Source organism: Oscillatoria sp. HE19RPO (genome assembly GCF_024220515.1).
GTDB lineage: Bacteria > Cyanobacteriota > Cyanobacteriia > Cyanobacteriales > Laspinemataceae > Laspinema.
Map to the genome: position 1 here is coordinate 1 of NZ_JAMXOT010000251.1, position 11,505 is coordinate 11,505.

General features: G+C 47.7%; 9 protein-coding genes and 1 other RNA gene. 8 read left to right on the forward strand and 2 right to left on the reverse strand.

What is annotated here, in order from left to right; all coding sequences use genetic code 11:
- Positions 1-273: 273 nt before the first annotated feature.
- Entirely contained in the window at positions 274-1,113 is an 840-nt protein-coding gene (locus NG833_RS21385) for a M48 family metalloprotease (protein ID WP_375293936.1), read from the reverse strand.
- Between the two features lie 179 nt (positions 1,114-1,292).
- Here NG833_RS21385 and NG833_RS21390 point away from each other — a divergent pair, with 179 nt between their 5' ends.
- The 8 genes from NG833_RS21390 (at position 1,293) to NG833_RS21425 (ending at position 9,117) form a co-directional block, all read left to right on the forward strand.
- Positions 1,293-3,164: an ATP-binding protein gene (locus tag NG833_RS21390; RefSeq protein WP_254567299.1), complete on the forward strand. Its 1,872-nt coding sequence runs from the start codon at positions 1,293-1,295 to the stop codon at positions 3,162-3,164.
- A 209-nt stretch (positions 3,165-3,373) separates the two neighbouring features.
- Entirely contained in the window at positions 3,374-4,543 is a 1,170-nt protein-coding gene (corA, locus tag NG833_RS21395; protein ID WP_254567300.1) for a magnesium/cobalt transporter CorA, read from the forward strand.
- Positions 4,544-4,733: 190 nt separating this feature from the next.
- Positions 4,734-5,360, forward strand: coding sequence for a TenA family protein (locus NG833_RS21400; protein WP_254567301.1), 627 nt, complete (start codon positions 4,734-4,736; stop codon positions 5,358-5,360).
- A 106-nt stretch (positions 5,361-5,466) separates the two neighbouring features.
- Positions 5,467-5,769 (forward strand): DUF6464 family protein, encoded by a 303-nt coding sequence (locus tag NG833_RS21405; RefSeq protein WP_254567302.1) that lies wholly within the window; start codon positions 5,467-5,469, stop codon positions 5,767-5,769.
- A gap of 75 nt (positions 5,770-5,844) precedes the next feature.
- Positions 5,845-6,525, forward strand: a complete 681-nt coding sequence (locus NG833_RS21410) for a hypothetical protein (RefSeq protein ID WP_254567303.1) — start codon at positions 5,845-5,847, stop codon at positions 6,523-6,525.
- Between the two features lie 120 nt (positions 6,526-6,645).
- Positions 6,646-7,036, forward strand: an RNA gene (gene rnpB / locus NG833_RS21415) — RNase P RNA component class A.
- Positions 7,037-7,174: 138 nt separating this feature from the next.
- Positions 7,175-7,897, forward strand: coding sequence for a ribonuclease III (gene rnc / locus NG833_RS21420; protein ID WP_254567304.1), 723 nt, complete (start codon positions 7,175-7,177; stop codon positions 7,895-7,897).
- A 155-nt stretch (positions 7,898-8,052) separates the two neighbouring features.
- Positions 8,053-9,117 carry a Gfo/Idh/MocA family protein gene (locus NG833_RS21425; RefSeq protein WP_254567305.1) on the forward strand — a complete coding sequence of 355 codons (1,065 nt, stop codon included), beginning with the start codon at positions 8,053-8,055 and terminating at the stop codon, positions 9,115-9,117.
- A gap of 295 nt (positions 9,118-9,412) precedes the next feature.
- On the opposite strand, the gene NG833_RS21430 is transcribed toward NG833_RS21425, so the two are convergent.
- Complete coding sequence (locus NG833_RS21430; RefSeq protein ID WP_254567306.1) at positions 9,413-11,449, reverse strand: ATP-binding protein; 2,037 nt, start codon at positions 11,447-11,449, stop codon at positions 9,413-9,415.
- Between the last annotated feature and the right edge of the window lie 56 nt (positions 11,450-11,505).

Genomic DNA, 11,505 nt, shown 5'->3' on the forward strand with positions numbered 1-11,505 from the left:
TTTGGAGGATTTATATTTTGCAATCCCCTGGGTTCCAGTCCAGTTGGGCGGATCATGGCATCCGCCATGACACGCGAGCAACGACTGAAGTCGTTACTACGAACAGTTGCTGCATCCACCCCAGTTTGTAGTAACGACTTTAGTCGTTACTCGTGATGAAAGCGTTAGCTTTCGTCACGCCCCTGTGAATGACTTGCCTTGATGTTGGGCGTATCATGGCATCTGCCATGACACGCTTGGCAACGACTGAAGTCGGGACGTTGAACATGAAGCCTATTTCCCCTCTAACTGCAACAGGCGCTCGATGCGAGCTTCGGTGGTGGGATGGGTGGAAAATAGCTTAGAGGTAAACTTCTTGCCCGAGAATCCATTCATGATTAATAGAGGTTCAAAGGCTGGATTCCCGTTGAGGGGAAGTTGTCTAGCATTTTGGTCGAGTCGTTGTAAGGCGCGAGCTAAAGCGCGGGGGTTGCCGGTGAGTTGAGCGGCACCGGCATCGGCGGCAAATTCGCGGGTGCGAGAAATGCCGAGTTGAATCACTGTGGCGGCGACTGGCGCGACAATGAGCATTAACAGTCCAGCGAAGGGATTGGAGCCATTGTCATCGCGACCGATCGGGAGGAACCAAAAGGCCATTTGCGCCAAGAAAGAGATGCCTCCGGCGATGGTGGCGGCAACTGCTTGGGTGAGGGTATCGCGGTTTTGGATGTGGCTGAGTTCGTGAGCGATGACGGCTTCGAGTTCATCGGCAGGGAGTAGGCTAATAATCCCTTGAGTGACGGCGACGGCGGCATGATCCGGGTCTCTTCCGGTGGCAAAGGCATTGGCGGATTGAGAGGGAACGATATAGAGCGCAGGCATGGGTAAACCGGCCCGATCGCTCAGGGTTTGGACCATCATCGCCAGTTCCGGTGCTTGCGCGGGAGTGACGGGTTTAGCACCATAAGCGGTTAAGGCAATGCGATCGGAATAGTACCAGGACCCAAAGTTGGTGATGGCTGCTAATATCACTCCGAAGAAGGCTCCTGTGGTCCCGCCGATGGCGTAACTCACGGCAATGAGTAGTCCACTGAGCAAACCTAACAGGGCAACGGTTTTAAAATGATTCATCATTATGCCTCCAGAAAGGGCAACAAGGGAGCGCCGCCCTCTCATCACAAACTGGGGGCGCTATAGTCATTATTATCCAGGCCCTAGGCAATCCACAGGTAGAAAACGCCCCTGTAGGGGTACGGATTCGCTCACCTTGCTGGGAGGCTGTTGGGTTGTTTTATCAAGGCAAACAATAGTTCTTGAGCAAACATGGGGATAATAAGGTTGAACAATCTTCAGGGAATGGGGAGGAGCTTGAAGCGGTGGTGTGTGCCAGCAAAACCAGAAATCGTGCTTTATTAAAGGCAATTCCCGATGCCATCTTTTGGATCCATAAAGATGGCACTTGTCTTGATTATCAACCGCCGAAGAATTTTATCCTGTGGGCGGGTTGCACAAATCCAGGGCAGAAGTTGCAGCCGGAAGGGATAGATAATTTGAGCGATCGCACCTATGTCGGTAAGAAGTGGTGGGAAATTTGGCCTTTAGAAGTGATTCAGCAATGTAGAGAATTCATAGAACGGGCGATCGCCACTCTAAACGAGCAAGTTTTTGAAGTAGAATTAAGCGGAAAAGATTGTCTATGTTCGATTCAATTTCCCCAGTTACCTTCGACCAATCCTCATCCCTATTTCCCCTCAATTCATGAAATTCAAGTTATCCCCAGCAGTGACGATGAATTCTTAGTCCTAGTGCGAGATTTAACTCAGGTTAAACAGACTGAATCACAACTCCGCCATGAACTAGAACAGAAAGCCTTGCAGTTACACCAGACTGTCCTCGCCTTAGAGGCAGAAAAAGCCCATCGCCAACAAATTGAGGAAATCTTAGCCTTTACTCAGTTTTCTCTGAATCGGGCTGGAGATTCAGTGTTCTGGGTCAACTCCAATGCCCAATTCTTTTATGTCAATGAAGCCGCTTGTCTGTCTTTAGGCTATTCCCGAGAAGAGTTGATTTTAATGACTATTCATGATATCAACTTGGATTTACCAAAAAATGTTTGGTCAGATTATTGGGATGAAATCAAGCGGCATGGTTCGTTTACAATTGAATGTTATCACCAAACCAAAGAAGGGAAAAGATTTCCGGTAGAAAGCACCGTAAATTATCTGGAATTTAATGGACAAGAATATAACTGTATTTTGGCGCGAGATATTACCGATCGCAAGCAAGTCGAAGCGCAATTACTCGAAACAAAAACAGCAGCAGAAGCAGCTAATCGCGCCAAAAGCACCTTTTTGGCAAATATGAGCCACGAACTGAGAACCCCGCTCAATGCCATTATTGGGTATAGTGAACTCCTCCAAGAAGATGCCCGAGATATCGGGATTAACGATGCAGAATTTCTGGATGACCTGCGCTCCATTAATACGGCAGGGAAACATCTGTTGGCTCTCATTGGCGATATTTTAGATTACTCCAAGATTGAATCGGGGAAAATGCAACTGTTTTTAGAATCATTTGACTTAGACCAGGCGATTACCCAAATTTGCCACACGACTCAACCCCTAGCCGAGAAAAATTCTAACCAATTGGTGGTGCAGTTGAGTGGGGAATTGGGTTCGATGTATGCTGACTTAACCAAGATGCGACAAATTCTCTTCAATTTACTCAGTAATGCGGCTAAATTCACTCGGAAGGGGAAGATAGAGATGGTCGTCACCAAACAACTCCGGAGTGCGATTCCTCTGGCGGTTACCCCAGAGCAAGAATCGAGTTTAAATGATTTATTTGTGGTGTTCCAAATTTCTGACACCGGCATTGGCATGAGTCAAGAGCAGTTAGATAATTTGTTTCAAGCATTTATGCAGGCAGATGCCTCTACAACCCGAGAATATGGGGGGACAGGGTTGGGGTTGGCAATTAGTCGATTATTTTCTCAAATGATGGGAGGAGATATTTTAGTGCAGAGTCAGTTGGGGGTGGGTTCAACCTTTACGGTTTATCTCCCGATGGAAGTCAAGTTGCCTCAACCCGATGAGAGTGATTGGCAGGAACCCAATGTTTCCACAGGGGCGATCGCTCGTCCATCATTGAGGGGGGATGAAGTTTTAGAGCAATCCAAACCTTAAATAGAGCAGGATGTTCGCAATCTGTAACAGCGAACCCTAAATGTAGAGGTATCCTGTGCGAATCGCCTCTACATTTAGGGTTCGCTCGGAAAATATGCGGAAGTTCTGTAGAGGATTCCGGCGATCGCCTCCAACCTTCTCCCCAATTGCCTAAAATCGCAGTGGTAGCAGCGATCGGGAACATAAAGATGACAGATACGGGATGGACAATGACTAATTTCCGCTCTGAATCCGAAGAGGAGAACGATAAAAACGAAGAGTCATACGTGGATTACTGCTATGACGAACCAGGTAGTATGCCCGGAACTCTGATTATTGAGGATGATGCAGTCATCCCAACGATTGTGGCGATCGACTATTTTGACACCAAAGCTACTCGGGTACTCATGAAAACCCCGGAAGAATGCATCCCTTACTTAGACAGTGAGTCGGTTTCCTGGTTAGATGTCCAGGGATTGGGGAGTGAAGATATTTTAAAGCGAATTGGTAAAGTCTTTCAGTTGCATCCCCTGCTGTTAGAAGATATCGTCAATGTCCCCCAGCGACCCAAAGTAGAAGAGTACGAGGGTCATTTAGTGATTATTGCGCGGATGGTGATGCTCAAAGAACATCGCCAGGATCCGATAGAGGAAAGCTTTATCACTGAACAAGTTAGTTTGGTGTTGGGTAAAGATTACCTGCTGACGGTGCAGGAGGAGCCAGAACATGACAGTTTTGGTCCCGTGCGCGATCGCATTCGCAGCAATAAAGGCACGATTCGCAAACAAAAAGCCGATTATCTCGCCTATGCTCTCCTCGATGCCATTATCGATGGATTTTTTCCGGTTTTGGAAGCGTATGGGGAACGGATCGAGGATTTGGAGGATGAGGTGGTGGCCAACCCCACACCCCATACCCTAGAAAAAATTTATAAAATCAAACGGGAGTTACTCACTTTACGTCGGGCAATCTGGCCCCAGCGAAATGCCATCAATACTCTGATTCGAGACGGCAGTCCCTTGATTTCTGATGAAGTTCGGATTTATTTACGCGACTGTTACGATCATACGATTCAGGTTTTGGATATCGTAGAAACCTATCGGGAACTCGCCGGTGGGTTGATGGAAGTTTACCTCTCTTCCATCAGTAACCGCATGAATGAAGTCATGAAACTGCTGACGGTGGTTTCCTCTATTTTTATTCCCCTGACCTTTATTGCCGGGGTTTATGGGATGAATTTTAATCCAGAACGCTCACCGTTGAATATGCCAGAACTTAACTGGTATTGGGGTTATCCGGCAGTTTGGGTGGTGATGATTGCGATCGCCATCCTGATGATTTTTCTCTTTTGGCGTCGCGGTTGGTTTAACAACTTTTCCACCATCCAGCGTCCCCGATGAAAGCGGAAAAATGAAACCAAAGACTTCAGTCGTTCTCTTAAGTTCGTAGTAACGACTTCAGTCGTTCTCTTAAGTTCGTAGTAACGACTTCAGTCGTTCTCTTAAGTTCGTAGTAACGACTTCAGTCGTTCTTCTTCTGTCCAACATCCTAACCCTCAATCCAATCAACCTCTATCAACCTCTCCAAAATATGACCCTATCTCATGACTTGTGGAAAGCAAATCAAGACTTAGCTCAGGAGTGCCTACAACATCCGTTTGTGCAAGGCATTGGCAATGGGTGCTTACCGCGACATCAATTTGCCCATTATGTGGGACAGGATGCCTTTTTCCTGGAATCCTTCGCCCGCGCTTATAGCATTGCGGCGGCGAAAACTCCCGACTGGCAAGCTTTTGAAGTCTTCCATGCCCTAGCTAGTGGCGTCTTAGAAGAACTGCGCTTACATCAAGGCTATGCCAAAACCTGGGGGATTGATTTTCTAGCAGTGAAACCGACTCCGGCAACTCGTCGTTACACAGACTTTTTACTAGCAACCGCTTGGAGTCACGATGTTGGGTTAACGGCGGTGGCAATGGCTCCCTGTATGCGTCTTTACGCTTTTTTAGGGCAGCAATTAGGAAAAGATGGCATTCCCAATCACGACTATGCCGACTGGATTCGGACCTATACTGGGGAAGAATTTGAGCAATTGTCGGGACAGTTAGAACATCTGCTCGATCGCTATGCTGCCTCAACTCCCCTAACCGATTCCACCTATCGTTATGCCATGTTATGCGAACGGGATTTCTTTCAATCTGCGGTGGAACTCACCGCCTAACAACTCCCCTGCAACCGGAGTCGGGTTTCCCGGTGGAGGTCGGTTGAGGTCAGTGTACCTGAGATTAACCTGCCGATTTTAAGGAGTTCAGTTTTAGTCATCCGCCATGTTAGAGACACTTATCATTTTTTTGGTTGGGATAACGCCTCCGTTACTCTCTTTGTTCGCGATGCGGAAAGCAGAAGATCGGGCGCGAACTCGCTTGCAAGCGGCGAGAGAGATTCCCATTATGAGAATACCCGCTCCCGCTCCCGTTCCTGCCGATCGCCATTATGTCGAAGGGGTTGGGGATGTGACGGGGGATATCACTTGTCTTTACAATGCGCGATCGGCCTATTTGCGGTGCGCCCTCAATCCAGAAGGCCCCTGTGAAACCTGTCGTCAGTATGAACCCCGCGAGTCTTTTTAAGGCTTTTTCATGGGCGACTGGCAATCTATAGGCTATGCTATGGGCGTCGCCCCATTCCCTTTGCTCTAACCCCTAATGACTGGACTGGATTGGATTGTGATCGCAGTTTATCTCATCTGCGTGAGTGCTGTTTTATTACGCGCTTTTTCTTCTTTATTGGCGGAAAAAGTTCTCATTAAAATAGATGACAATTTTCTCAAAAATCAACTCGAAAGCCAAAACTTAGAAAACAAAGTTCGATTCAAATTCTTTACGGCCCCCCAATATGATTTAGACCAGTTTCGGTTCCTTGAGGTGAGTGTCCAAAATCAATCCTCACATCAAACCCTTTATATTGATTGGGATTATAGCGCTCTGATTGATGCTCAGGGTCGCGAACAACGCCTGGTAAGACTCCCTCCGGGGATGACGTTCGATTTGTTACCGGCTCAAGTGTTTAGCGTAATTGCGCCGGGAAAAACGCTCCAAGAACAATTTACGGCAGAATCTGCCTTAAAACGACAAGGAGAAACCGGACCCTTAAAACCCGATCGCGTTATGGTGAACCTGGACCCCCTCAAACCGAATCCGAAAAAACAGGTTTCACCCAAGGCGGAACTTCCCTGTTTGACGTTCACGGTTCAGTTCGCGCTACGCTTTGGCATGGGAGAACATAATCTGGGAAATCTCCCGCTTTATCTGGTGAATTGTCGGTTTATGGCGTCAATTTTGCCTTGGGTTGTTAATATCCCCTGGAATAAGCGCCGAGAGTTTTAAGGGAGTATTTTTTACAGGAATTACTCATGATTTAAGACTGTAGAGTTGATTCGCGAATCAACTCTACAGTTATGGGTTTGCTGATTGTGGCAGTCCATCGATTATAATCAGAATGGGTAGAGAGTTGGCGCAGGCAGTTGCGGATTCTCACGAATCTGAGGAAAGTCCGGACTCCCGAAAGACCAGACTTGCTGGGTAACGCCCAGTGCGGGTGACCGTGAGGATAGTGCCACAGAAAGATACCGCCGATGGAGGGATTGTCCGTTTGGGCGATCGCTCACAGGTAAGGGTGCAAAGGTGTGGTAAGAGCGCACCAGCAGGGTCGAGAGGCCCTGGCTCGGTAAACCCCGGTTGGGAGCAAGGTCAGAGGGACAAGGGTTGGTCTTTTACCCGTTCCGCCTAGAAAGAACCGCTAGAGGCTTCTGGTAACAGAGGTCCCAGATAGATAACTGCCCCATTCATGGCAATTGTCATGAATGGAACAGAACCCGGCTTATGTCTGGCTCTCTCCCTTTCCAATTTTTATGTGAATTGTCAAGCCCCCATTCGATTGCTAATGGGGTTAAATTTTAACCTTAAAATTCAAACGGTTAAATTTTCCTAAGTTTTCCTCAATTCTAAGGTTAATTTCTAATTTACAAACATTTTTATGACGCTTCTTTATCCACAACGACAACGCGAGTTACAGAAACTCCTGCAAAAATTAGGGCTTCCTGACGGGATTTCGGTTCGTTGGGACTTGTTAGAATTGGCCTTGACTCATCCGAGTGTTTCTGGGGAAGCGAATTATGAGCAGTTAGAGTTTACCGGCGATGCAGTGGTTCGGTTAGCTGCGGCGGAATTGTTAATGGAACTGTACCCCCAGGAAAAGGTGGGGGAGTTGGCGACGATTCGTTCGGTTTTGGTGAGCGATCGCACCTTAGCGGAAATTGCCGAAGGCTACGGACTGGAGCGCTATCTGCTCGTTTCTGCCAGCGCTGCTGGAGATATTACGGGCAAGGAATCTCGGTTAGCTGATGCCTTTGAAGCGATTTTAGCCGCCCTGTATTTAAGTACCCACAATTTGGATTTAATTCGTCCTTGGTTAGACCCGGAATTCAAACAGCGATCGGAAGAAATTCGCAAAGATCCAGCCCGTCACAACTATAAAGATGCGCTGCAAGAATTGACCCAGGTTCGCTATAAAATTTTACCGGAATATCGGGTGTTTGAAACCCATCGGGAACATTACCATCCCGATCGCTTTACCGCTGAGGTCTGGCTCCTGGGAGAACTCAAAGGCAAGGGCACCGGACGCAGTAAAAAAGCGGCGGAACAAGCCGCAGCAAAGGTGGCCTTTTTTGCACTGCGAGAGTTGGATGTAGCTCAGTAATCCCTTTTTATTACTATCAAATTATCACTATAGCAATCCTAAATCAGTTGTGGCAATGGACCCTCACCCCCAACCCCTCTCCCAGAACGGGAGAGGGGAGAAGAAAATGTTATAAATCATTTAGGACTGCTATATCAAATTATCACTATCAAAAAATGTCAAATCCTGTTGGGATTGCAATTCTCGGGGCGGGTCGTTGGGGCGTCCATTTGATTAGAAATTTTTTAAACCATCCCCAGGCGCGAGTGCTGGCGGTGGTGGACCCTCATGTAGAGCGATTGCACTCGGCGCGATCGCAATTTAATTTAGATGAAACTGTGATTTTGGCAACGGATTGGCAGGATATCAAACAGTTACCAGGACTGGAAGCAGTAGCAGTGGCTACTCCGGCTGCCACTCATTATGCTTTAATCTCTGATGCCTTGGAGCAGAACTATCACATTTTAGCGGAAAAACCCCTAACTCTTGACCCCGCAGAATGTCGGGAATTATATGAACGGGCGAAACAACGTCAGCGTCAGATGTTGGTGGATCATACCTATTTGTTTCATCCGGCAGTGATTGCGGGAACTGAAGTGGTGCAAGGGGGACGACTGGGGGAATTGCGCTACGGATATGCCACCCGATCGCATTTGGGTCCAGTGCGCCCAGATGTGGATGCTCTGTGGGATTTAGCGATTCATGATATTGCTATTTTTAATCGTTGGTTGGGAGAATATCCGATTCAAGTCCAAGGGACTGGGAGAGTGTGGTTGCAACCGACGCCGGTTGGGGGAGGGGACTCGAAGCTGTTTCCCCAGGGGTTATCGGATTTCGTGATGGCAACGCTGACTTATCCGAGTGGATTTCAGGCGTTTATTCATTTGTGCTGGTTGAATCCCGATAAACAGAGACGTTTGGCGGTGGTGGGTTGTCAAGGAACTTTGATTTTTGATGAAATGTCCGGGGATGCGCCTTTGGTGATTCAACAGGGGAGTTTAGAGCAAGAGGGCGATCGCTGGATTCCTAGTAATCAAAACCGGGAAGTGGTGAGGTTAGAACAGGCTGAACCTTTAGGGCGGGTTTGCGATCGGTTTTTGGAGTTGGTGCGTGGCAATGGACTAGGGGTGGAATCTGGGGGAATTGACTCATCCTCGGGGGCGATCGCCACGGAATTAATTACCATTCTCACAGCTTTAAGTCACTCGATTCAACAAGGGGGAGTGCCTGTTCAGCTTTAGGACAAATTCTCCTCCATAATCATGTTGGAAAACTTGATTTTTGGGGTAAGATTTGCCTTCGGATATTGTTAGTTCTGAGGAATGAACTATTACCCTTGATTTGAATTATGAACTTAAGAAGATAACGACTGAAGTCGTTACTACGAACAGATATGCACACCAGAGAAGATAACGACTGAAGTCGTTACTACGAACAGATACGCACACCAGAGAAGATAACGACTGAAGTTGTTACTACGAGCCGGGAGGCAATCATTAGAAATGGCGAAGGGGTTTTAGAAAAGGTTAGAACAATTTAGCGATTTTGTTCTTTGGGGGTTTTCGACTCCAACGCTACGGGAATGGAGGGAGTGGAATTGAGGATCGGCAAAACCACCTCAACCGTTGTCCCCTGACCAATGCCTTTGCTGTTTAAGCGAATAGTCCCTCCCATCAGTTCGATTAAATTGCGGGAGATTGCTAAACCTAACCCTGTACCTCCTTTGGGGCGAGTTCTTGAGCCATCCACCATGACAAAGGGTTGAAAGAGTTTCTGCTGCTGATCTGGTGCAATGCCAATTCCCGTATCTTGGACAGAAATCACCAGATAAGGCTGCATAGAACCATTACCGGGATTGGCTTTATTAAAGGACTGACCCTCGCTTAACCCTTCGATGCGAGTTGAGATAGTGATTCTGCCCGTGTCTGTAAACTTAATGGCATTCCCCATCAAATTGAGAAGTGCTTGTTTTAGTTTAGCGGGGTCGGCTTCGACGGTAATGGATTGAGAATCCTCATGGAATTGTAACTGCAAACCCTTCTGCTGAATTGCCGATTGCTGTAAGTCGATCGCCTCTTTAATCAGGCGTTTGACATCAACCTGCTCCATGACTACCGAGAGAGTACCGGCTTCAATTTTAGAAATATCAAGAATATCATTAATAATATTCAGTAAATGAATAGCCGCATCATCGGCCCGTTGAAGAAACTCAATTTCTTCATCCCGGTTATCACAGCAATCATCTCGAACTAAGCGAATGCAGCCGAGAATTGCATTGAGAGGGGTTCTCAACTCATGAGAAATCGTCGCCAAAAACTCATTTTTCAGTTGGTTGGCCGTTTTCGCTTCTTTCCAGGCCGTTTCTAACTCCTCTGCCCAAGCTTTCAAGCGTTCTACCATACTATCGAGGGCTTCAGCCAGCCGATTAAACTCGCGAATGCTCAAGTTATGCGGAACTCGTTCCGTGGTAGCACGGCACTGAATGTTCATCGCATAGTCTTGCAATTTTTCAATCGGGAGGGCCAAATCGCGAGTTAAGTAGAGGGTCGCCAGCAGGTTAGCGGCTAATAAACCTAGGATGAGGGTGAATAGAACGTTTTGAATCTCTTTTAATCCTGCCAGAGCATTGTCCAGGGGGGTGACGGCGAGGATCACCCACTTCCGTTCTTCCGTCGTGGAGAGGGGACTGGGAATGGCGGTATATCCCGAGAGTAATTCCATTCCCGCTTGATCGAAATTAAAGAGATGGAAAAAGTCCTGACGGTTTTGGAGGGCATTTCTAACAATATTTTCTAGGCGTTTGGCGTCTACTTCGTCCCGAATGTTTCGTCCAACGCGATTAAGGTCGTTGCCATGTTCGAGAATGGTGCCATCTTGGTCAATGACGACGGTGTAGCCCGTGAGGGAACCGGGTTCAATGCGGCGATCGCTGGCCCGTTGACCTAAAGTAGAGCGAATGGTTAAGGCATAGTCTGGAGTCCCGGAATTATTAACCGCCAAGGGATTGAGTTCATCCAAATACACTGGAGCGCTCAGAATCAATTTGAGCTGGTCGAAATAGCTGGGGTCATTTTGAGAAACGACTGGGGCCGGCTCACCGGATGGGGTGTCCGATAGAACAGTTTTGATATGAACTCCGGAACCAGTCCCTGACGCAAAACTGCCTTGCTGTTGCCACATCTGCAAAATTTCATCGCTCAGGGGTTGATTCCCACAGGTACTCGCGAGCAGTTCTGAGGTTTGCACATCAGTCAGTTGAACGCATTGGACCTTAGTGGGTAATCGTTGCGCGAGTTGTTCGATATAAGATTGCACCGCTGGCATCGAACCCGAATGCAGGAGGACCGATTCGCTTGCTGTGAGTAGGTTCGCCTGGAGGGATTCGAGGGATGCCTGAATACTATCTCCTTTGCGAACGGCGCTTTCGGTGAGGTTTTGGCGAGCGGTTTCGAGCAGACTAGAGCGTGCCTTGCGATAGGTCACATACTCCCCTAACAGCAAAACAGGGACGCTTAGGAGTAAAATCCGCGACAGCAGGATACGGCGAAAGGAGGATTGACCTGACTTAACCATAGGAAGTTTTTAGCGTTTAGGATGCAAGCCCCGGTGATAACAACTCTGGAAACGCC